Genomic DNA, 20,294 nt, shown 5'->3' with positions numbered 1-20,294 from the left:
GCATTTATGACGCAGGTCTTTCAATCGATTGCTGACCCCGTATTTTCTGTCAACGGATTCAATCTCCGGGTCATCGCGCTGTCATGCGCCCAAAACAGAATGCCGCAATGACCACATACAAGGGGATCAAGCGATGACGTACGCCATCGAAGTACATGCCTTGAGCAAGACGTTCCATGCCGGCGCCAAAGCGCTGGACAACGTCAGCCTGCAAATCGCCGACGGCGAAATGGTGGCCTTGCTGGGCGCATCGGGCTCGGGCAAATCCACCTTGCTGCGTCATCTGGCGGGCTTTGTCGCGGGTGATGCGGGCCAGGGCAGCGTGACGGTCAATGGCCAGCTCATTCAACAGAATGGCCGCCTGAGCCGCAACGTGCGCCGTGCGCGCGCCAGCATCGGTTTCGTGTTCCAGCAATTCAATTTGGTGGGCCGCCTGCCGGTCATCACCAATGTGCTGACGGGCTTGTTGCCGCGTGTGCCGCTGTGGCGCAGCCTGACCCGCTGGTTTCTGCGCGCTGAAGTGCGCCAGGGCCTGGATGCGCTTGCGCAGGTTGGTATAGACGACTACGCATTTCAGCGCGCCTCCACCTTGTCGGGCGGCCAGCAGCAGCGCGCCGCGATTGCGCGCACGCTGGTGCAAAACGCCCGCGTGATCCTGGCGGACGAACCCATCGCGTCGCTGGACCCGGAATCGTCGCGCCGCGTGATGGACACGCTGGCGCAGATCAACCGCAGCCGCAAGGTGGCCGTGGTGGTGTCGCTGCATCAGGTGGATGTGGCGCTGCGCTATTGCCCGCGCGTGGTGGCGCTGCGCCACGGCAAGGTCGTCTACGACGGCCGCGCCGCCGACCTGACGCCCGAGATGCTGCGCAACCTGTACGGATCGGAACTCAGCGAGCTGCTTCCCGAATACACGCAACAGGCGCCGGCCATGCCGGGCCTGGCGCCGTTGTCTCAGCTGGCGCAAGCCGCCTGACGTGCGGCCTGACATGCAGCCTCACATGCGGCCTGGCATGCAGCCTCCTATGCGGCCTGACGTGCAGCCTGACATGCGGCCTGACGTGCAGCCTGACATGCGGCCTGACATGCAGCCTCACACGCGGCCTGTTCTGCCCCTCGGTCACCTCTACCCCAGTCACTTTCGCCCCAGTCACTTTTGGCCATTTCCCCCGGAGCCATCCATGCTACGCAGAACCTTCGTCACCCTGATCGCCGCCGCCGCGCTGTCCACGCAGGCTTACGCGCAAGACGCCAAGACGTTGAACTTCGGCATCATCTCGACCGAGTCGTCGACCAACCTGAAGTCCGTCTGGCAGCCCGTCATTGATGACCTGAGCCGCGCCATCGGCGTGCCGGTCAAACCGTTCTTCGCGTCGGACTACGCCGGCATCATCGAAGGCATGCGTTTCAACAAGGTGCAGATGGGCTGGTTCGGCAACAAGTCGGCCATCGAGGCCGTGGACCGCGCCAAGGGCGAAGTGTTCGCCTCGGTCATCGACAAGGACGGCAACCCGGGCTACTGGTCGCTGTTGATCGTCAACAAGGACAGCAACCTGAAAACGCTGGACGACGTATTGAAAAGCGGCGGCAAGCTGAGCTACGGCGCGGGCGATCCGAACTCCACGTCCGGCACCGCTGTGCCTGGCTACTACCTGTGGGCCGCCAACAAGATCGAACCCAAGACCTTCTTCAAGACGGTGCGCGCCAGCAACCACGAAGCCAACCTGCTGTCCGTCATCAACAAGCAGGTAGACGTGGCGGTGAATAACACCGAAGCGTTGGAGCGCTATCGCCTGAGCACCGGCAAAGACGCCAACGACAGCGTGCGCGTGCTGTGGAAGTCGCCGCTGATCCCGGCTGACCCGCTCGTCATGCGCAGCGACCTGCCGGCTGACCTGAAGGGCCGCATCCGCGACTTCTTCATCAACTACGGCAAGGGCAAGGACGCCGAGCGTGAAATGGCCAACCTGAAGGCGCTGACTTACCAGGGCTTCCGCGCGTCCGACAACCAGCAACTGGTGCCGATCCGCCAGATCGAACTGGCGCGTGAAAAGGCCAAGGTCGAAGCGGACAGCACGCTGGGCCAAGCCGACAAGCAAAAGCAATTGGCGGACATCGATAGCAAGCTGGCCAGCCTGGGCCAGCCCGCCGTCGCCAAGCAGTAAGCCAAGCAATTAGCCACGTAGTAAGCCAAGCAATTGGCCAAGCATTAAGACGGTCAGGCGGCGCGCCATCAGGTGCGCCGGCCTTGCCCTTGTTGAACGCCATCACGCGGACCGCCTGACGCCATGAACCTAGCCACTCACTCTTCCCGCCTGCCTGCCGCGCCGCGTTCGTCGCTGCCGGTCCTGCTTGTCTGGGCCGTCGTCCTCGCGCTGCTGGTCATGTCATGGCAGGGCGCGGACATGCGGCCGATGGACCTGTTGCGCGACTCGGGCAACATGGCCCAATTCGCCGCCGACTTCTTCCCGCCCAATTTCCGCGACTGGCGCATGTACCTGGACGAGATGATCGTGACGGTGCAGATCGCGGTGTGGGGCACATTCCTGGCCATCGTCGTGGCGGTGCCGCTGGGGCTGCTGTGCTCGTCGAACATGGTGCCCGCGTGGGTCTACCAGCCAATGCGCCGCCTGATGGACGCGTGCCGCGCCATCAACGAAATGGTGTTCGCGATGCTGTTCATCGTGGCCGTCGGCCTGGGGCCGTTCGCCGGCGTGCTGGCCTTGTGGGTACACACCACGGGCGTGCTGGCCAAGCTGTTTTCCGAAGCGGTCGAAGCCATCGACCCGCGTCCGGTCGAAGGCGTGCGCGCCACCGGCGCCAACGCACTGGAAGAAATCGTCTACGGCGTCATCCCGCAAGTGCTGCCGCTGTGGATCTCGTATTCGCTGTACCGCTTTGAATCCAACGTGCGGTCGGCGTCCGTCGTCGGCATCGTGGGCGCGGGCGGCATCGGCACCGTCCTGTGGGAAATCATCCGCAGCTTCCGCTACGCCGAAACCTGCGCAGTGATGATCATCATCGTCGCGTTCGTGATCGTGATCGACATGCTGTCGTCAAGGATTCGGCGGGCGTTGATTTAGCAATGCGGAGTGGGGGCCTGTTTGTGCAGGCGGCCCAACTGACTTACGCCTGCCGCAACGCCAGAAACGCCGGCAGCGCCAGCAGCGCCGCCAGTCTTGCGTTGTCAACATCAGCCTCGGACACTTGCGCGCGCGTCATCAGGAAGTTCACCGTGCCCAGGCAGGTGTCCCCGTAGACGACGGGCACGTTGATCACCGATTGCAAACCAAGCTCGCGGATGGCGTCGTGGTCGTTGAAGAATTCGCGGATGGCGTCGACGCCTTCGCCCACGAACACGCGTTGCTCCAGCAACACATGGCGGCCCCAGGGGGTGCCGTTTTTGTCTTTGCTGCCGCCGGGCGGGTAAGCCTTGGGGTTGGAGCTGTACAGGCGCACGACGCGCATGGCGTCGGCGTCGTAGCGGTTGACGGTGCACAGCGTGTGTTCAAGCGAGGCGCGGGCGTAGGCGTCGATCGCCGCGAACGCCGCCGTGGCGTCGGCGGCGGCGTACGCCAGCGCGACCGCGTGCACGCCGGCCAAGGCTGGCGTGACGGAAGTCGGTTGCGATGTCATTCGGCGGTAATTCCCAATTCCTTGATCAGCTTGCCGTACTTGTCGGCGTCGCGCGTCAGGATCTGGCCGAATTGTTCCGGCGTGGTCTCCGTCAGCAGCACGCCCATGTCGCCCATTTTCTTGATGACGTCGGGACGCTTCAGAATCAGGTTGATTTCGCGGTTCAGGCGGGCGGTCAGTTCAGGCGGCATGCCGGCGGGGCCAAACGCGCCGTACCAAACCGACAGCTCGTAGCCCGGCAGCGTTTCGGCTACCGTCGGCACGTCGGGCATGAGTGGCGAGCGCTTTTCTTCGGTGACGGCCAGCAGCTTCAGTTTGCCCGTCTGCACGTGCGGCAGGGTTTGCGTACCGGCGCTGAACAGCACTTGCGTGCGGCCCGCCACCGTGTCCAGCACCGCAGGCGCGCCGCCACGATACGGGATGTGCATCATCTTCACGCCAGCGGCTTTTTCGAACAGCGCGGCGCTCAGGTGGTTGGTCGAACCCTGGCCGGCGGACGCGTACGCCACGGTGTCCGGGTGCGCTTTCAGGTAGTCGACGAATTCCTTCACGTTGGTGGCCGGCACCGACGGATGCACCACCATCGTGTTGGTGACCAACGCCAATTCGGCGATGGGCGTGAAGTCCTTCACGCCGTCAAACGGCATGTTGGAATACAGCGCCTGGTTCATCGTGTGCGTGCTCATCGAGCCGACCAGCAGCGTGTAGCCATCGGGCTTGGCGCGCGCGACGAAGGCGGTGCCGATGTTGCCCGATGCGCCCGAACGGTTTTCCACGATGACGGGCTGGCCGAGCGATTGGGTCAGCCCTTCGGACAGCACGCGCGCCAGGATGTCGGTGGACCCGCCTGCCGCCCACGGCACGATCAGCGTGATGGGCTTTTCAGGCCAGGCGGCCTGCGACACCGCGGGTGCGGCCAGGGCCAGGCCCAGCGCGCACGCGCGCAGCAGTCGTTTGAATTGCACTTTCATGATGTTTACCCCTTGTGTCAGTGCCGGTCTGGACGCCGGCTGGAAAGAAAATAGATGCGTGTTCGTTGTGTGGCTATCGGCCAACGGCGTAACCCTGCATGCCGCGCGGGTTGGCGCCGGCGCGCAGCAGCAGGCCGCCGCCCGCCCCGGGTTCGCGTGTGCAGGCGCTGATGCGTCCTTCGGACCACGCGGGGCCGACCTTGACGTCGTGGCCGGCGGCGCGCAGCGCTTCAATGGTGGCCTCGGGCAATCGTGATTCCACCGTCAGACGGTTCAGCGTTTGCGTGCGCGGCCAGAACGAACCGGGGAAGTGGTCGATGTGCCAGGACGGCGCATCGATGGCCTCTTGCAGATTCATGCCCATGGCGTGGCGCAGGAAAAAGGCAACCGTCCATTGATCCTGCTGATCGCCGCCCGGCGTGCCAAACGCCATATAAGGCTGGCCGTCGCGCAGCACCAGGCCCGGCGACAGCGTCGTGCACGGGCGCTTGCCCGGTTGCAGCTGGCCGGCGACGCCGTCGTCCAGCCACGTCATCTGCAAACGGGTCGTCAGCGGAAAGCCCAGCCCCGGCACGACCGGGCTGGACGACAGCCAGCCGCCCGACGGCGTGGCCGCCACCATGTTGCCGTCGCGGTCGATGACGTCGATCTGGCAGGTGTCGCCCACGAAGATTTCGCGTGCGGCCCATTCGGCCACGGGCGGCAAGGCGGCAAACGTCGGCTCGCCCACGCCAAAGCGCGTGTCGGAGGCGGCCAGTGTGCGGTCGGCAGCGGCCAGGTCGGGCAGGCGCGGCGCCACGCCTGCCGGGCTGCCCGGTTGCAAGGTGGCAGACGCGGTGCCAAGAATGCTGGCGGCGCGCGTCTTGGCGTAGGCATCGCTCAGCAAGGCAGCCAGCGGCACCTGCACAAAATCGGGGTCGCCATACCAGGCGGCGCGATCGGCGAACGCCAGCTTGGCGGCTTCGGCGATGCGGTGCACGAATTCGGGCGAGGTCGGGTCCAGGCCATCCACACCCAGATGCCGCAGCATGGCCAGCTGCTGTAAATGCACTGGCCCTTGCGACCACACGCCGCATTTGGCCACCGTGTAGCGGCCGTATTGCGTGGTAACGGGTTCGTCATACGTGGCGCGCCAATCGGCCATGTCCGACTTGCGCAGCAGGCCGCGATTGCGTTGGCCGGTGGTGTCGCGCACGGCTTCGTGGGTGTAGAAGGCGTCGATCTTGTCGGCAACAAATCCGCGATACCAGCAGGCCAGCGCGGCGTCGATGCGGCCCACGCGGTCGCTGCTGGCCGCATGCGCTTCGTCCAGGATGCGGGCGTAGGTGGCGGCGATGGCGGGCGTGCGGAACAAGGCGTCGGGCGCGGGCACGCGGCCATCGGGCAGCCAGACATCGCGCGAGCTCGTCCATTCGTCGCGGAACAAGGCCTGCACGGCAAGAATGGCTTGCGACACGCGCGGCACCAGCGGAAAGCCGTTCTGCGCATAGTCGATGGCGGGCTGCAGCACATCGGCCAATTCCCAGGTGCCGTAGTCGCGCAGCAGGGTCAGCCACGCGCCGAACGCACCCGGCACGGTAGCGGGCAGCAGCCCGATGCCCGGCACCAGCTCCACGCCCAGCCCACGAAAGTAAGCGGGCGTGGCCAGCGCGGGCGCGGGGCCTTGGCCGCACAGCGCGCGCATGCGCTTTTCGTTTTCGCTCCAGAACAGAATGGGCACTTCGCCGCCCGGGCCGTTCAGGTGCGGCTCCACAATCTGCAAGGTGAAGCCGCCCGCCACGGCCGCGTCGTACGCATTGCCGCCGCGCTCCAGCACGCCCATCGCCACTTGCGAGGCGAGCCAGTGCGTGGACGAGACCACGCCGAAGGTGCCGCGGATTTCAGGGCGGGTGGTGAACGACGGAGATGCGGGTGAAGGTGCGGATGCGCTCATGGTCGACGGGGCCGGCAGCGGTTGGGAATGCCTGAAGTATAGGATCGTGAAATAACTGGATTCATATTTATTGGCATAATTCGATAACCGTATAGTTATAGAGAAAACCGTGAGCTGGGATGCCGCCCGTTTGGCCAACCGCCTGAAGCACCGCCATCTGGCGCTGCTGATCAACATCGCCGCGCATGGCTCGTTGACCCGTGTGGCCGCCGCCACCGGCATCAGCCAGCCCGCCGTCACCAAGGCGCTGGCCGAGCTTGAAGACATCTTCGGCGGCCCGCTGTTCGTGCGCAGCGGCCGCGGCCTGCTGCCCACGCCATTGGGCGATCTGGCGCTGGTGCGCGCGCGGCACATGCAAAGCGATCTGGACTTGTGGGCGCGCGAAGTTGAAGCGCTGCATGCGGGCCATTCCGCGCACCTGAACGTGGGCGTGGTGCCCTACGTGTCCAGCGCCTTGTTGACGGCGGCCATCAGCCGGCTGCATCAGCGCTATGGCGTCACGCTGACGCTGCACCGCGCCACCACCGATCATCTGGTGCCCATGCTGCGCCGGCACGAGCTGGATTGCGTCATCAGCCGCGCGACGTCCACGGTGATGCTGGACGACCTGATCCACCGCGTGCTGTACCGTCAACGGCCGCGGCTGATTGCGCATAGCCGGCTGGCGCAGCGGCTTGCGCGCCGCAAGCCCGACTGGGCGGCGGTGGCGGCAATGAACTGGGTATTGCCGGCGGCGAATACGCCTACGCGTCAATTGATCATCGAACACTTCATCCGCGCGGGGCTGCGTGCGCCGTCCCCCGTGCTTGAGGCCTATTCCACCGATGTGATCGAGGGCATGCTGACGATGAATGAATCGCTGATGTCGGTGGTGCCCGAAGACATCGCGCGCGAACTTTGCCAGCGCGGCAAGCTGGGCATGCTGCCCTGGGACTTCGGCTGGGAGCTGCCGCCGATCAATCTGATCCGCCGCAAGCGGGACCAGGTGCTGGCGGCGGAAGAACGCTTTTCCGAAATTCTTTCGGAATTGTGTGGCGATGGCGCGCTGCCGGAAGGGGCGGTGGCCAGTGCGGCGGGTAACGCGGTGTCGACCCCGCGCGGTTAGCAAGCCAGCCGTAGCAAGCCGGCCGTAGTCAGCCAGGCGTAGCAAGCCAGCCGTAGTCAGCCAGGCGTAGCAAGCCAGCCGTAGTCAGCCAGCCGTAGTCAGCCAGCCATAGTCAGCCAGCCATAGTCAGCCAGCCATAGTCAGCCAAACTTAGCGCGCCAGCATGTCCCGCGCGATCCCCAGCAGCGTCGCGGCCGCCGCTTCCGGCTCGGCGTCATTGCTGATCCGCTTCAACGCGCAGCTCTGCGGCACCGCGAACGCCTGCGTCGCGCGCGACAAGCGTTGCACGATCTGCTCGGCGCTTTCTCGTCCGCGTCCCGCCAGCCGTTCGGCAAGCCTTGCGGGGTCGACCGTGATTTCCACCGCCGTCATCGCCGGGTAGCGCGCATGCGCCTGTTCCAGGTGTTCACGCGACCCATTCACAATCACCGCCGCGCCATACGCCAGCCAGGTGTCGATCTCGATACCGATGCCGTAATGCAAGCCGTGGCTCGCCCAGCGCAGGGCGAAGCATCCCAGCGCGGCGCGGCGCGCGAATTCTTCGGTGGACAGACGCAGCGCATCTTCGGTGCCGCCGCTGTCACGCGTGATGTAGCGGTGCGCCACCAGCACCGGCTCGTCATCCGTCAGATGCGCGCGCAACAGACGCAGCAAGGTGTCCTTGCCGCTGCCTGATGCGCCCATCAAGTAGATCAGCCGCGCGCCGCTGGCGGGCGGCGTGACGAATGTGGGCAAGGGGGCAGCAGATGGGGATGGAACCGGGGCAGCAGATGGGGCTGGAACCAGGGCAGGAGATGGGTCAGGAAGTGTCATGGCGCCGCGGGCCCTTGCAGATAGTCCGCCCCGATCGCATCCGTATGCGCGCCATCGAAATGGTAGTGGCGCGCCGCGACAAAATCCGCGCCGGGCGTGGCCTGCACATACACGCTGACGCCCGGCACCGCCATGCGCTGGCCGCGCAAGGGGTCGGCAAAGGCCGCGACGCGGCGTTGCGCCTGTTCCAGCGCATCACCGCTGAGCTTTCCCGTCAGCGTGATGTGGAACGTGTAGGTGTCGAAGGCGTAGGGGTAGCCCCAGCGCGCCAGCATGGCCTGCTGTTCGGGCGATAGCCATTGCGGCTGGCGGCGTGCGGTTTCCTCAGGCGTGGGCGGAGCGCGCAAGTCATCGAGCTGCTGCACGGCCGCATTGGCCAGCGCCTGGATGTGGGCTTGCCCTTGGGCGTCATCTTCGGCGATGCACCACGCGAGAAAACCGCGCAGCGTTTCGCATTCCAGCGCGACATCAAATGCTTGGTTGGATCGGGCGAGTTCGCGTGCGGCGGCGTCCACGGCTTGCGGCGTGGCGCCCGTGCGCAAGCGAAATGGCGCCTTCAAGGTGGCATGCAGGCCGTAGTGACGCGGCGCCTGCGTCCAGGCTGGCGGCGTGTCCAACTGGCCCGGCAACGACGGCAGGGCCAGGCCGGTGTCGGCGCAACGGCCGAGCCAGCGGCTGCCATGTTCGCGCCACGGGCCGGTGGGCGCCAGGTACAGGGCGTAGCGATGGGCAAGCGGCATGGTCAGGCCGCCATGCGGTGGCTGTGGTCGTCGCCGAATGCGCGCGTGGCGTAGCGCAGTTCGCCGCCGACAATCGCGGCCACCACGCGGGGCAGCCCGGCAATATGGTCGTCTACGACAATGGCGTCGGCAATCAGCCCCGGCGTCAGCGCGCCACGGTCTTTCAAGCCCGCGGCGCGTGCCGGATTCATCGACACCAGATTCCACGCTTGCGCCAGCGGCAGCACGCCGTCCTGCACCAGCCGCATCACGGCAGCCAGCGGGGCAGGGTAGTAGTAGTCGGACGTGAGGATGTCGCATAAGCCGTCGCGCACCATCTCGGTGGCGCTGGGCGCACCCGTGTGGCTGCCGCCGCGCACGACGTTGGGCGCACCGAACACCACGGAGTTGCCCAGGTCGCGCGCCACGCACGCGGCGTCGCGGGTCAGCGGAAACTCCGCCACGCCGCAGCCCAGCTGATGGTAGTAACGGCGCGTGGCGGCGTCGGGGTCGTCGTGCGAGGCCACCTTCAAACCGGCGGCTTGCGCACACAGGGTCAGCTCGCGCATGGCGTCGGCCACGGAATCCGCGGCAGACATCGCCGCGCGGATGCGCTCCTGGAAGGTGTCCAGATCGCATTCGGCGCGGTTGGCGTATTGCATCAGCTTGCGGTCGTCACCCAGGCGGCGCGCCATGCTGGGCAGGTGGTCGTTCAAGGCCAGAAAGCGCACGCGGCCATCGCGTATCCACTGTTGAGCCAAATCCACGCCGCCCACGTGGTGCGTTTCGAACCGCAGATGCACGTAGTGGCGCGCGCCCATCATGAGCTTCATGCGGTCCAGCGCGTCGAACATGCGTTCGGCATAGGCTTCGCCGCGCAAGCCGCCTTCCCAAGACAGGGTGACGCCGTGGAATTCGGTGGTGATGCCGTTGGCGAGTAATTGGCGGTCGACGTCGAACAGCGCGCTGTCATACGGAAAGGTGACACTGGGACGAGGCATGATGGCGCGTTCGAAGGCGTCGCCATGCAGGTCAACAATGCCGGGCAAAACCAGCAGGTTGTCCGCGTCGAACCAGGGTGCGCCCCGGGCGGGCGCGGGCCCGCCGTCAGCGATCAGCTCGCCTTGAAAGCGCAGGCTGGCTTGTTCGACGCCGCGCGGCGTCAGGATGCGTTGGCCTGTGACACCGGCCAGGGGCGAGGGGGCGTGTGAGTTCATAGCGTGACGTTATCGACGTTGCATGACAACCAGATGTCTAGATGAGTAGAGTTGCTTTCAATTTCAGTTTCAGCCGCCGCCGTGACGCCACGGGCGGCGGCGGCCATGCCGTTCAGCTGTCGTCCGCCACCATCAACTGCACCAGATCGCCCACAAAGCGGGTGATGCTGTATTGCAGCGGCGCGCCGTCCTGGTCCACGTTCAGCGCTTCCACCTGAAGAATCGGGCGCGTCTTGGGCTGGCCCAGCAGACGCGCGATTTCAGGCGAGGGCAGGGTGGCGGTAATGCGCGACCACTTGCGCGTGTAGTCGCCAATGCCGTAGTGCGCGTACACCTTCGACACCGAACGCAACGCGGTCAGGCGGTCGGCAAAATCCGGAAAGCGCTTTTCGTCAAAGAAATGTTCTGAAGCGCTGATCGGCCGGTTCTCGGCCTTGCCCACGATCTGCACGCGCAAGAGCGGCGCGGTGCGCGTCAGCCCCAGGTGCTTGGCGATGTCGGCGGCGCGCAAGGTCTGGCTGCCCATTGATTCCACATGGCCCAGCACGCCCTGGCTGCGCAGGTTCTCGGAAAAGCGCGTGCGCTTGCCGATGGCGTAATCAATGGCATGTTCCTGCACGAAGGTGCCGCGGCCCTGTTCGATCCGGACCAGGCCGCTTTGCTCCAGCTCGCCCATGGCGCGCCGGATGGTGTGGCGGTTGACGGAAAACTTGGCGGCCAGCTCCGGCTCGGACGGCAGCTGTTCGCCCGCCATGTAGAGCTTGTTGCGGATGTCGTCCGCCAGGGACTCGCCAATTTGCCGCCAGACGGCGATGCCGGAACCTCGTTCAACCATAGGGGTGCGCTCGTGCTGTCACAACAGCTTCATGAAGAATGGCTGTGATTGTGCACCATGCGGCCCCCGCCGGATAGGCGGTGTACGGATGCCGCAACTGTCATCAAAAATTCACGCCAGCCTGTTGAACTTCGAATTGCCAGCGATCATACTTCATCCAGTCGTCTAGACGTGTAGAGGAAATAATGGATCACTCACAAGCAGGACAGGAAGCGGCCAACGCCCAGCGCGCCGCCTGGATGCGCGTGTTGTCGCTGGCCAGCCCGGCTGCGCTGGAAGGCGCGTTCAGCGCCTTGGGGCAACTGCCTGGCCACCAGACGTTGCGGCCGGCGCAGACCGGCATGGCCATGGTGCGGGCGCGCAGCGGCGGCACGGGCGCGCGCTTCAACCTGGGCGAAATGACCGTGACACGTTGCGCCGTCACGCTCGATGGCGGCGTGGTGGGCGTGGCCTATGTGCAGGGGCGGTCGCTGCGCCACGCCGAGCAGGCGGCGGTGGCCGACGCGCTGCTGCAACTGCCTGATTGGCACGACACGGTACAGACGCAACTGATACAGCCGCTGGCCCGCGAGCACGCGGACAAGGTCGAACGCCAGGCGCGCGTTGCGGCGCAGACCAAGGTGGAATTCTTCACGATGGTGCGAGGCGAGGACTGACATGCAAGCACAAGCTTTCACTGCCCCGGCCGCCAGCCGTGGTCTGCTCCCCGGGTTCGCTGACCCCGTGCGCGATGCGCAAACCACCTTTCGCAGCGCCTTGCAAGCCTTGGCGCACCCCGGCCGTATCCAGGAAATTACCGCTGACAGCGGCGTGCCGGAAGGCTTGTCGCCCGCGATGACGGCGCTGCTGCTGACGCTGGTGGATGTGGACACGCCGCTGTGGCTGCCGCGCACCGTGCACGCCGATGTGCTGGCCTTTCTGCGTTTTCATTGCGCCTGCCCCTTCGTGCCGTCGCCCGCGCTGGCGCGCTTTGCGGCGGTGCCGGCGGGCTGCGAAGCCCCGGCCCTGTCGGCGTGCCATCCCGGTGACCCGGCCTATCCCGACCTGTCCACGACCTTGCTGATCGACGTGACATCGCTGTCGGCGGGCGACGCAGTCAGCCTTACCGGCCCCGGTATCCAGACGCGGCAGACGCTATCGGTGGCGGGCCTGCCCGACGGCTTCTGGCGCGAATGGCGCTTGAATCATCAACGGTTTCCGCTGGGCGTGGACGTGTTCCTGACGCAAGACCGGCGGATGTGTGGATTGCCGCGCACCACGCGCGTGGAGAACTGACATGTATGTGGCCGTCAAAGGGGGCGAACGCGCCATCCTGAATTCCTACCGCATGCTGGACGACTATCGGCGCGGCGACCGCGAGGTGCCTGAGCTAAGCCTGGACCAGATTCGTGAACAGATGCCGCTGGCGGTATCGCGCGTGATGGCCGAGGGCTCGCTCTACGATCCGCAACTGGCGTCGCTGGCGTTGAAGCAGGCGGCGGGCGATGTGATCGAAGCGGTGTTTTTGCTGCGCGCCTATCGCACGACCTTGTCGCGCTACGGCTATACGCAGCCGATCGACACGGGCGCCATGCGTTTGCAGCGCCGCATCTCGTCCACGTTCAAGGACGTGCCGGGTGGCCAGATTCTGGGCCCCACCTATGACTACACCCAGCGCCTGCTGGACTTCACGCTGGAAGCGCAGCGCGAGGCCGATGCCTTGCCTGCGGGCGACGACGCGCTGGACAGCAGCATGCCGCGCGTGACCGACCTGCTGGCGCACGATGAGCTGATCGACGCCGAGCCCGTGCCGGAAGGCGACCCCGAACCCTTCGACCTGACCCGTCAGCCGCTGGACTTTCCGGCAAGCCGCGCCGCCCGCTTGCAGAACCTGGCGCGCGCCGATGAAGGCTTCTTGTTGTCGATGGGGTATTCCACGCAGCGCGGCTACGGCAACACGCACCCGTTCGCGGCCGAAATCCGCTACGGCGCGCTGGAAGTCGAGATGCATATCGAAGAGCTTGGCTTCACCGTCACCGTGGGCGAAATCGACATCACCGAATGCCAGATGGTCAGCCAGTTTGCCGGCAACGCCGCCGAAGGCCCGAAGTTCACACGCGGCTACGGCCTGACGTTTGGCTACGGCGAACGCAAGGCCATGTCGATGGCGCTGGTAGACCGCGCACTGAAAGCCAAAGACCTGGGCGAACGCGCCGACTCGCCCGCCAACGACCACGAGTTCGTGCTGTATCACAGCGACAACGTCGAGGCCTCGGGCTTTGTGCAGCACTTGAAGCTGCCGCATTACGTGGACTTCCAGGCCAATCTGGAACTGCTGCGCCGCCTGCGCGCCGACCGCCGCGCGCCGCAGGACGCAATTAACGATCTGATGGACGAGGCGGTTTCCTCATGAACGCACCCCACGCAACGGTCGAACGCGACGACCACTACAACTTCGCGTATCTGGATGAATCCACCAAGCGCATGCTGCGCCGCGCGCTGCTGAAGGCGGTGGCAATCCCCGGCTATCAAGTGCCATTCGGCAGCCGCGAAATGCCGCTGCCCTATGGCTGGGGCACGGGCGGCATTCAGGTCACCGCGGCCATCATCGGGCAGGACGATGTGTTGAAGGTGATAGACCAAGGGTCTGACGACACCACCAACGCCATCAACATCCGCCGCTTCTTTGGCCGCGTGACGGGCGTGGCCACGACGGAATCCACGCCGGCTGCCACCATCGTGCAAACGCGCCATCGCATTCCTGAAACGCCGTTGCGCGAAGGGCAGGTGATGGTGTTCCAGGTGCCGATCCCTGAGCCGCTGCGCTGGCTGGAGCCCAGCGAAACCGAAACCCGCACGATGCACGCGCTGGCCGAGTATGGCGGCATGCATGTGAAGCTGTACGAAGACATTGCGCAGCACGGCCACATCGCCACGACGTATGACTACCCCGTCATCGTGAATGATCGCTACATGATGCGGCCGTCGCCGATTCCGAAGTTCGACAACCCCAAGCTGGACGGCAGCCCCGCGCTGATGCTGTTTGGCGCGGGCCGCGAAAAGCGCGTGTATGCGGTGCCGCCGTATACGCGGGTGAAGAGCCTGGATTTCGAAGACCACCCCTTCACGGTCGAAACGTGGTCCGAGTGCTGCGACCTGTGCGGGTCACGTGACAGCTATCTGGACGAAATCATTCTGGACGACGCCGGCACGCGCCGCTTCGTGTGCTCGGACACGGAGTACTGCAACGATCGCCAGGCCGATCAAGCGAATCAAGCCAAACCCGCCAATCCAGCCAAACCCGCCAATCCAGCCAAATCCTCCAATCCCGCCCACCCCGCAGGGCAACCCCACCCCGAGGCCGCAGCATGACATCCCACCCTTTGCTATCCGTGCGCAACATGACGCGCACGTGGGACGGCGTGCATGGTTGCCGCGACGTCAGCTTCGATCTTTACCCCGGTGAAGTGCTGTGCGTGGTGGGGGAGTCCGGCTCGGGCAAGAGCACCTTGCTGTCGGCCGTGTCGTACCAAACCCAGCCGGACGCGGGCAGCGTCTGGTACGACACCCGCGACCAGGGCTTCATCGACCTGGCCGCGCTGCAAGGCGCCCGGCTGCGGCTGCTGGCGCGCACCGATTGGGGCTTTGTGCGCCAGAACGCACGGGATGGGTTGCGCATGCAGGTCAGCGCGGGCGCGAATATCGCCGAACGCCTGATGGCCGTGGGCGAACGCCACTACGGCGAGCTGCGCGACGTGGCCGGCAACTGGCTGCAAAAGATGGAGATCGACGTGAGCCGGCTGGACGATACGCCGGTCTCGTTTTCCGGCGGCATGCAGCAGCGCTTGCAGATCGCCCGCAACCTTGTCACGCATCCGCGTCTGGTGTTCATGGACGAGCCCACGGCGTCGCTCGACGTGTCGGTGCAGGCGCGTCTGCTGGACCTGTTGCGTCAACTGGTGACGGACCTGGGCCTGGCCGCGATTGTCGTCACGCATGACCTGGCGGTGGCGCGTCTGCTGGCGCATCGCACCTTGGTGATGCGTGGCGGCGTCGTAGTGGAAAGCGGCCTGACCGACCAGATTCTTGACGACCCTCAACACCCCTACACCCAGTTGCTGGTGTCTTCCATTTTGCAGAGCTGACCATGCACGCAAGCACTCCCATGATCGAGGTGCGAGGCCTCGGAAAAATGTTCACGCTGCATAACCAGGGCGGCATCCGCCTGCCCGTGCTGGACGCGGTGGACTTCGACGCGGCGGCGGGCGACTGCCTGGTGCTGTCCGGGCCGTCTGGCACCGGCAAGAGCACCTTGCTGCGCTGCCTGTATGGCAACTATCTGGCCACCGAGGGCAGCATCCGCGTGCGTGCCCACGGCGATTGGGTCGAGCTGGTGGGGGCGCCCGAGCAGCGCATCCTGGCGCTGCGACGCGACGTGATCGGTTATGTCAGCCAGTTCCTGCGGGTCATTCCGCGCGTGTCGGCGCTGGACGTGGTGGCCGAACCGCTGCGCATGGCGGGGGTGGACGCGGAAGATGCGCGCAGCCAGGCGGGCGCGTTGTTGCAGCGGCTGAATGTGCCGTCGCGGCTGTGGGGGCTGGCGCCCGCCACGTTTTCGGGCGGCGAACAGCAGCGCGTGAATATCGCGCGCGGCTTCATCGCCCGCCACCCCATTCTGTTGCTGGACGAACCCACCGCGTCGCTGGACGCCGATAACCGGCGCGTAGTGATCGCGCTGATACACGAAGCGCTGGCCGCAGGCCGCTGCCTGCTGGGCATCTTCCACGATGCAGAAGTGCGCGACGCCGTCGCGACCCAAACCCTGGCGCTGCGCCCTCCGCAGCCCGCGACGGCCGACCTGGAGTGACCATGCAAAGCACTTATCTGACGAACGCCCGCGTGTTGATGCCTGACCGCGTCCTGGAAAACAGCGCGGTGCTGATCGACGACGGTTGCATCGTGGCCATCGACCCCGACGGCGCGCAGGCGGACCGCGTGATCGACCTGCAAGGCCAGACCCTGATGCCCGGCCTGATCGACCTGCATTGCGACGCCATCGAAAAAGAAGCCGAGCCGCGTTCGCGCGTGCTGTTTCCGCTGGACTTTGCGGTCGCCCAGGTGGACCGCCGCAACGCCGCAGCGGGCATCACCACGCCCTATCACGCGCTGTCGTTTGCGAACAATGAATGGGGCGTGCGCAACAACAAGACGGCGGCCGAAGTGGTGCGCACGTTGCGCGCGTTTCGTCAGCACAGCCTGGTGGACAACCGCGTGCATTGCCGCTACGAAGTCACCGACGAGACTTCGGTGGAGGTGCTCTGCGCCTTGATGGACGAGGGCGCGGTAGACCTGTTGTCGGTCATGGACCATTCGCCGGGGCAGGGGCAGTTCAAAACGCTGGAATCCTATCTGCAATACATGATGGGGAACCACGCGATGAGCCGCGAGCAGGCGGAAGAAGCCGCCAACGCCAAGACGCGTTCGAAAGACGGCGCGGTGACGCGGGTGGAGACCTTGCTGTCGCACGCGCAATCGCGCGGCATTCCCACAGCCAGCCACGATGACGACTCCATCCACCGCATCGCCACCATGCGCAATCTGGGCGTAGCGATGAGCGAATTCCCGATCACGCTGGATACCGCGCGTGCTGCGGTCTCTTGCGGGCTGCCGACGATTCTGGGCGCGCCCAATGTGTTGCGCGGGCAAAGCCAGAGCGGGTCGATGCGGGCCATTGACGCCATCCGCGCGGGCGTGGCCAGCTGCCTGTGTTCCGACTACCAGCCGTCCACGCTGATTGCCGCAGCATTCGCGGTGGCGGCGCAGACGGACCTGACGTGGCCGCAGGCGATTGCGCTTGTCACGGCAAACCCGGCCGACGCTTGCGGGTTGACGGATCGGGGCCGCATTGCGGTCGGCCAGCGGGCGGATCTGGTGGCGGTGGCGCAAGTGGGCGGCCTGCCGTTGGTCAGTCACACGTGGTCGGCGGGCCGGCTGGTATTCTCCACGCACTATCTGCCGGCGCGCACGCCGGCGGTAGCGATACGCGAGCCGCAGCGCGTGGCGGCCTGAATGCGCTTTTGCGCACGTCCCGTCCTTCCTGGAGAACCGCGATGCATCCGATCGTGACCGCCGTGGCGCTAAGCGCCACGCACACGTTCAGCAAGCCGATTGTGCCGATGATCATGTTGATTGAAGGCTTGGGTGTGGAGGGGGATGCCCATCTGGGCGTGACCGTCAAACACCGGTCCCGCGTGCGGGCCGACCCGACGCAGCCCAACCTGCGTCAAGTGCATCTGATTCAGGCAGAGTTGCATGACGAGTTGCAACTGGCCGGGTTCAACGTGGCCGAGGGCACGATGGGCGAAAACATCACCACGCGGGGTATTGATTTACTGGCCCTGCCGCGTGGGGCGCGGCTGCGCATCGGCGCCGATGCCGTGATCGAGATCACCGGCCTGCGCAACCCCTGCGTGCAACTGGACCATTATCAGAAAGGTCTGACGGCCGCGGTGCTGGGCCGCAACCCCGACGGCAGCCTGCAACGCCGGGCGGGCGTGATGGGAATCGTGATTGAAGGCGGGGCGGTCAGCCCGGGCGACACCATCCGCACCGATCTGCCCGCACTGCCGCATTGGCCGCTGGAACGCGTATAGGGGCAAAAACATCGCCAGCAGTCACAGACGGGCCGCCGCGCATCTGGTTAAATGGCGAAATGGCGTAACGGCCTAAGGCGCAGCCGACTCTTTCACGGCTCGCTATCCCATCTTCCGGAGCGCGCGATGGCACGATTCAATTTCACCCAAGACCCCGAAGAACCCGATCTGTGGGCGGCCGAAAACGTGCCTGCCGGCGATGGGCGTCCTCCCATTCACGTCATGATCCAGACGGATGGCGAAGAGCCCGATAGCGGCGCATCCAAGGTGGTCAAGGGCATCATCGACAATCTGGACGATCACATCCTGGCAGCGGCCGAGTTCCTGCTGGATAACTATTCGTACGAGCACTGCAAGAAGCTGGGCATCGAAGACGACCAGCTGCTGCAGGAAGAAACGGCGGAAGCCATGGCGGAAAAAGCCGTGCTGCGCGCGTTGTGGCTGTTCGACGAAGACGGCGACGGCTACGAACTGTGGTTCACGTTGCCCTGGGACCCGGTCCATACCTACGACGTCGAATTCGAAGACGGCGCACCGGTGTCCTGCTCGGTCAACGACTAAGCAAATCTGCCGCCACGCGGCATCGAGCTGGTCTTAACGGACCAGCTCGAATTTCGTCGCCAGGCTTTGCCCCAGCGACTCATCGTAGCGATAACGCAGCGTGATCGGGCGGCCCTTGCGGATCTGGCCGGGCGGCGTGTTGTCCAGCGACACATCAATCTCGCGGTCCACAAATTCGGTGCAATCGGTATCGGCGCGCGCGCCGTCCGGAATGTCGGCCGACTTGACCTTCAACTTGAACGTGGTTTGAGACAGCTCCGTGCCATCGGTGCGGTATTGACGCATCTGGACGGCAGGCGTGGAAGCCGTGCCGCTCAAGTCGCAGGAGATGCGCGTCCAGGCGTGGGCGGCAGGTGCGGCGGCCATCACGGCGATGGCCGCGAGAATGCCGCGCAGGGGGTGGGGTGTCATGGCATGCGGGTAGCACGTGGCGCTGGGGCGCGACGCGCCGGCGGGTGGCAACAGGGATTCCTATGTTGCTCCCGCCGCTGCGCGCCGGTCAAGCGTTGTCGCGGGCCTCGGCCACGTTCATTTGAGCGGCCGGGCTGGCCACTGCGGCCTGCTCATCCTGATTATTCTGGTCACCCTGGTCACCTTCCAGTTTGGCGATGACGGCGGTGGCCAGGCTGTTGCCCACCACGTTGGTGGCCGTGCGGCCCATGTCGAAGAACTGGTCGATGCCCATGATCAGCAGCAGGCCGGCTTCGGGCAGGTGGAACATCGGCAGGGTGGCGGCCACCACCACGAGCGAGGCGCGCGCCACACCGGCCATGCCCTTGCTGGTCACCATCAGCACCAGCAGCAGCGTGAGCTGCTGCGAGAAGCTCATCTCGATGTTGTAAGCCTGCGCGATGAACAGCACCGCGAACGACTGATACATCATCGAGCCGTCCAGGTTGAACGAGTAACCCAGCGGCAGCACAAAACCCGAGATGCGCTTGGACACGCCAAAGCGTTCCAGCGCTTCGATGGTCTTGGGGTATGCGGATTCGCTGCTGGCGGTAGAGAAGGCGAGCAGGGTGGGTTCCTTGATCAGCCCGCCCAAGCGGCGCGTGGACTTGCCCAGGAACAGGTAGCCGACGCCAAACAGAATGGCCCACAGCAGCGCCAGGCCCAGATAGAACTCCCCGATCAGCTTGCCGTAGCTGACCAGCACGCCCAGGCCTTCGGTAGTGATGGCGGCGGCCATGGCGGCGAACACGCCCAGCGGCGCAAAGCGCATCACGTAGTCGGTCACGCGGAACATGATCTTGGCCAGCTCGTCGATCATGTTGTAGATCGTGTTGTGGCCCTTGCTGCGAATGAACGACAGCGCCGCGCCGAAGAACAGCGAGAACACCAGAATCTGCAGGATCTCGTTGTTGGCCATCGCTTCGGCGATGCTCTTGGGGAACACGTGCGCAATGAAGGCCTTGAGCGTGAAGTCGCCCGTCTTCAGACCCGATGTGATGCCCGCGTCCGGAATCGCCAGGTTCATGTGCGCGCCGGGCTGGAAGATATTGACCAGCATCAGCCCAAGCAGCAGCGAGATTGCCGACGCAGAGATGAACCAGACCATGGCGCGCAGGCCGATGCGGCCCACAGCATTGGCGTCGCTCATGCTGGCCAGACCGGATACCAGCGTCGCGAACACCAGCGGGGCGATGATCATCTTGATCATGCGCAGGAAGATGTCTGTGATCAGGCTGAAGTACGACGCAATGTCTGCGGCATGTTTCGCGTCTTGCGCCGTCTTATTGCAGAGGTAGCCCACCAGGACGCCCAACACCATGGCGATGCCGATGTAACGCGTCAGCTTCTTTGTATTCATGATCAAAACGGAAACGAGGGACCTGTCGCTCGGCCCGCATTCGGGGCGCGGCCCGCCGGCAT

Annotated in this window: 22 protein-coding genes; 13 read left to right on the top strand and 9 right to left on the bottom strand. The window is 65.3% G+C overall.

The genetic code is table 11. The annotated features are described in order from the left end of the window. The first annotated feature begins 133 nt into the window (after positions 1-133). From phnC to phnE, 3 genes are all read left to right on the top strand, one after another. The gene (gene phnC, locus AC1DB0_RS17270; RefSeq protein ID WP_175171430.1) at positions 134-976 is read left to right on the top strand and encodes a phosphonate ABC transporter ATP-binding protein; all 843 of its coding nucleotides are present in this window, start codon (positions 134-136) and stop codon (positions 974-976) included. Between the two features lie 205 nt (positions 977-1,181). After that, entirely contained in the window at positions 1,182-2,165 is a 984-nt protein-coding gene (phnD, locus tag AC1DB0_RS17265) for a phosphonate ABC transporter substrate-binding protein (RefSeq protein ID WP_054422523.1), read from the top strand. 123 nt (positions 2,166-2,288) lie between these two features. Further along, positions 2,289-3,083, top strand: a complete 795-nt coding sequence (gene phnE / locus AC1DB0_RS17260) for a phosphonate ABC transporter, permease protein PhnE (RefSeq protein WP_054422522.1) — start codon at positions 2,289-2,291, stop codon at positions 3,081-3,083. Positions 3,084-3,126: 43 nt separating this feature from the next. On the opposite strand, the gene AC1DB0_RS17255 is transcribed toward phnE, so the two are convergent. From AC1DB0_RS17255 to AC1DB0_RS17245, 3 genes are all read right to left on the bottom strand, one after another. Continuing rightward, positions 3,127-3,636: a GAF domain-containing protein gene (locus AC1DB0_RS17255; protein WP_175171431.1), complete on the bottom strand. Its 510-nt coding sequence runs from the start codon at positions 3,634-3,636 to the stop codon at positions 3,127-3,129. Beyond that, entirely contained in the window at positions 3,633-4,607 is a 975-nt protein-coding gene (locus tag AC1DB0_RS17250) for a Bug family tripartite tricarboxylate transporter substrate binding protein (RefSeq protein ID WP_054422520.1), read from the bottom strand. Before AC1DB0_RS17250 ends, AC1DB0_RS17255 begins: the two co-directional genes overlap by 4 nt. A gap of 73 nt (positions 4,608-4,680) precedes the next feature. After that, positions 4,681-6,540: a gamma-glutamyltransferase family protein gene (locus tag AC1DB0_RS17245; RefSeq protein WP_175171433.1), complete on the bottom strand. Its 1,860-nt coding sequence runs from the start codon at positions 6,538-6,540 to the stop codon at positions 4,681-4,683. A 109-nt stretch (positions 6,541-6,649) separates the two neighbouring features. Between AC1DB0_RS17245 and AC1DB0_RS17240 the strand changes: the two genes are divergently transcribed. Continuing rightward, positions 6,650-7,645 carry a LysR family transcriptional regulator gene (locus tag AC1DB0_RS17240; protein WP_054422518.1) on the top strand — a complete coding sequence of 332 codons (996 nt, stop codon included), beginning with the start codon at positions 6,650-6,652 and terminating at the stop codon, positions 7,643-7,645. Positions 7,646-7,795: 150 nt separating this feature from the next. Here AC1DB0_RS17240 and phnN read toward each other — a convergent pair whose 3' ends face one another. From phnN to phnF, 4 genes are all read right to left on the bottom strand, one after another. Then, entirely contained in the window at positions 7,796-8,380 is a 585-nt protein-coding gene (gene phnN / locus AC1DB0_RS17235) for a phosphonate metabolism protein/1,5-bisphosphokinase (PRPP-forming) PhnN (protein WP_476758009.1), read from the bottom strand. A 74-nt stretch (positions 8,381-8,454) separates the two neighbouring features. Further along, positions 8,455-9,198 (bottom strand): DUF1045 domain-containing protein, encoded by a 744-nt coding sequence (locus AC1DB0_RS17230; protein ID WP_476758010.1) that lies wholly within the window; start codon positions 9,196-9,198, stop codon positions 8,455-8,457. Between the two features lie 2 nt (positions 9,199-9,200). Beyond that, a complete protein-coding gene (locus AC1DB0_RS17225; protein ID WP_476758011.1) occupies positions 9,201-10,394 on the bottom strand; it encodes an alpha-D-ribose 1-methylphosphonate 5-triphosphate diphosphatase in 1,194 nt (397 codons plus the stop codon). A 112-nt stretch (positions 10,395-10,506) separates the two neighbouring features. After that, positions 10,507-11,229, bottom strand: coding sequence for a phosphonate metabolism transcriptional regulator PhnF (gene phnF, locus AC1DB0_RS17220; RefSeq protein ID WP_447982407.1), 723 nt, complete (start codon positions 11,227-11,229; stop codon positions 10,507-10,509). 185 nt (positions 11,230-11,414) lie between these two features. On the opposite strand from phnF, the gene phnG reads away from it, so the two are divergent. The 9 genes from phnG (at position 11,415) to AC1DB0_RS17175 (ending at position 18,422) form a co-directional block, all read left to right on the top strand. Next, positions 11,415-11,885: a phosphonate C-P lyase system protein PhnG gene (gene phnG / locus AC1DB0_RS17215; protein ID WP_342067027.1), complete on the top strand. Its 471-nt coding sequence runs from the start codon at positions 11,415-11,417 to the stop codon at positions 11,883-11,885. 1 nt (position 11,886) lies between these two features. Next, the gene (gene phnH / locus AC1DB0_RS17210; RefSeq protein WP_476758012.1) at positions 11,887-12,504 is read left to right on the top strand and encodes a phosphonate C-P lyase system protein PhnH; all 618 of its coding nucleotides are present in this window, start codon (positions 11,887-11,889) and stop codon (positions 12,502-12,504) included. Position 12,505: 1 nt separating this feature from the next. Further along, positions 12,506-13,621 carry a carbon-phosphorus lyase complex subunit gene (locus AC1DB0_RS17205; RefSeq protein WP_054422513.1) on the top strand — a complete coding sequence of 372 codons (1,116 nt, stop codon included), beginning with the start codon at positions 12,506-12,508 and terminating at the stop codon, positions 13,619-13,621. Continuing rightward, positions 13,618-14,580 (top strand): alpha-D-ribose 1-methylphosphonate 5-phosphate C-P-lyase PhnJ, encoded by a 963-nt coding sequence (locus AC1DB0_RS17200; protein ID WP_454669607.1) that lies wholly within the window; start codon positions 13,618-13,620, stop codon positions 14,578-14,580. Before AC1DB0_RS17205 ends, AC1DB0_RS17200 begins: the two co-directional genes overlap by 4 nt. Beyond that, positions 14,577-15,353 carry a phosphonate C-P lyase system protein PhnK gene (gene phnK / locus AC1DB0_RS17195; RefSeq protein ID WP_054422511.1) on the top strand — a complete coding sequence of 259 codons (777 nt, stop codon included), beginning with the start codon at positions 14,577-14,579 and terminating at the stop codon, positions 15,351-15,353. The genes AC1DB0_RS17200 and phnK overlap by 4 nt, the downstream gene beginning before the upstream one ends. A 2-nt stretch (positions 15,354-15,355) precedes the next feature. Next, entirely contained in the window at positions 15,356-16,075 is a 720-nt protein-coding gene (phnL, locus tag AC1DB0_RS17190; protein ID WP_175171440.1) for a phosphonate C-P lyase system protein PhnL, read from the top strand. Positions 16,076-16,077: 2 nt separating this feature from the next. Continuing rightward, entirely contained in the window at positions 16,078-17,277 is a 1,200-nt protein-coding gene (locus AC1DB0_RS17185; protein ID WP_454669605.1) for an alpha-D-ribose 1-methylphosphonate 5-triphosphate diphosphatase, read from the top strand. 41 nt (positions 17,278-17,318) lie between these two features. Then, the gene (locus AC1DB0_RS17180; protein WP_054422508.1) at positions 17,319-17,861 is read left to right on the top strand and encodes an MOSC domain-containing protein; all 543 of its coding nucleotides are present in this window, start codon (positions 17,319-17,321) and stop codon (positions 17,859-17,861) included. A gap of 126 nt (positions 17,862-17,987) precedes the next feature. Continuing rightward, the gene (locus AC1DB0_RS17175; protein ID WP_054422507.1) at positions 17,988-18,422 is read left to right on the top strand and encodes a hypothetical protein; all 435 of its coding nucleotides are present in this window, start codon (positions 17,988-17,990) and stop codon (positions 18,420-18,422) included. A gap of 33 nt (positions 18,423-18,455) precedes the next feature. Here the strand turns inward: AC1DB0_RS17175 and AC1DB0_RS17170 are convergent, their stop codons facing one another. Continuing rightward, the gene (locus AC1DB0_RS17170) at positions 18,456-18,833 is read right to left on the bottom strand and encodes a hypothetical protein (RefSeq protein WP_175171442.1); all 378 of its coding nucleotides are present in this window, start codon (positions 18,831-18,833) and stop codon (positions 18,456-18,458) included. An 88-nt stretch (positions 18,834-18,921) separates the two neighbouring features. Further along, entirely contained in the window at positions 18,922-20,232 is a 1,311-nt protein-coding gene (locus tag AC1DB0_RS17165) for a dicarboxylate/amino acid:cation symporter (protein WP_175171443.1), read from the bottom strand. Positions 20,233-20,294 lie beyond the last annotated feature (62 nt).

This window comes from Achromobacter sp. 10T422 (assembly GCF_056394065.1).
This window is presented reverse-complemented; position numbering and strand designations above follow the sequence as displayed.

Excerpts from the sequence above, each read along its gene's own strand:
- phnC (WP_175171430.1), top strand. The coding sequence starts at position 134 with ATGACGTACGCCATCGAAGTACATGCCTTGAGCAAGACGTTCCATGCC.
- phnD (WP_054422523.1), top strand. The coding sequence starts at position 1,182 with ATGCTACGCAGAACCTTCGTCACCCTGATCGCCGCCGCCGCGCTGTCC.
- phnE (WP_054422522.1), top strand. The coding sequence starts at position 2,289 with ATGAACCTAGCCACTCACTCTTCCCGCCTGCCTGCCGCGCCGCGTTCG.
- AC1DB0_RS17255 (WP_175171431.1), bottom strand. The coding sequence starts at position 3,636 with ATGACATCGCAACCGACTTCCGTCACGCCAGCCTTGGCCGGCGTGCAC.
- AC1DB0_RS17250 (WP_054422520.1), bottom strand. The coding sequence starts at position 4,607 with ATGAAAGTGCAATTCAAACGACTGCTGCGCGCGTGCGCGCTGGGCCTG.
- AC1DB0_RS17245 (WP_175171433.1), bottom strand. The coding sequence starts at position 6,540 with ATGAGCGCATCCGCACCTTCACCCGCATCTCCGTCGTTCACCACCCGC.
- AC1DB0_RS17230 (WP_476758010.1), bottom strand. The coding sequence starts at position 9,198 with ATGCCGCTTGCCCATCGCTACGCCCTGTACCTGGCGCCCACCGGCCCG.
- AC1DB0_RS17225 (WP_476758011.1), bottom strand. The coding sequence starts at position 10,394 with ATGAACTCACACGCCCCCTCGCCCCTGGCCGGTGTCACAGGCCAACGC.
- phnF (WP_447982407.1), bottom strand. The coding sequence starts at position 11,229 with ATGGTTGAACGAGGTTCCGGCATCGCCGTCTGGCGGCAAATTGGCGAG.
- phnG (WP_342067027.1), top strand. The coding sequence starts at position 11,415 with ATGGATCACTCACAAGCAGGACAGGAAGCGGCCAACGCCCAGCGCGCC.
- phnH (WP_476758012.1), top strand. The coding sequence starts at position 11,887 with ATGCAAGCACAAGCTTTCACTGCCCCGGCCGCCAGCCGTGGTCTGCTC.
- AC1DB0_RS17205 (WP_054422513.1), top strand. The coding sequence starts at position 12,506 with ATGTATGTGGCCGTCAAAGGGGGCGAACGCGCCATCCTGAATTCCTAC.
- AC1DB0_RS17200 (WP_454669607.1), top strand. The coding sequence starts at position 13,618 with ATGAACGCACCCCACGCAACGGTCGAACGCGACGACCACTACAACTTC.
- phnK (WP_054422511.1), top strand. The coding sequence starts at position 14,577 with ATGACATCCCACCCTTTGCTATCCGTGCGCAACATGACGCGCACGTGG.
- phnL (WP_175171440.1), top strand. The coding sequence starts at position 15,356 with ATGCACGCAAGCACTCCCATGATCGAGGTGCGAGGCCTCGGAAAAATG.
- AC1DB0_RS17185 (WP_454669605.1), top strand. The coding sequence starts at position 16,078 with ATGCAAAGCACTTATCTGACGAACGCCCGCGTGTTGATGCCTGACCGC.
- AC1DB0_RS17180 (WP_054422508.1), top strand. The coding sequence starts at position 17,319 with ATGCATCCGATCGTGACCGCCGTGGCGCTAAGCGCCACGCACACGTTC.
- AC1DB0_RS17175 (WP_054422507.1), top strand. The coding sequence starts at position 17,988 with ATGGCACGATTCAATTTCACCCAAGACCCCGAAGAACCCGATCTGTGG.
- AC1DB0_RS17170 (WP_175171442.1), bottom strand. The coding sequence starts at position 18,833 with ATGACACCCCACCCCCTGCGCGGCATTCTCGCGGCCATCGCCGTGATG.
- AC1DB0_RS17165 (WP_175171443.1), bottom strand. The coding sequence starts at position 20,232 with ATGAATACAAAGAAGCTGACGCGTTACATCGGCATCGCCATGGTGTTG.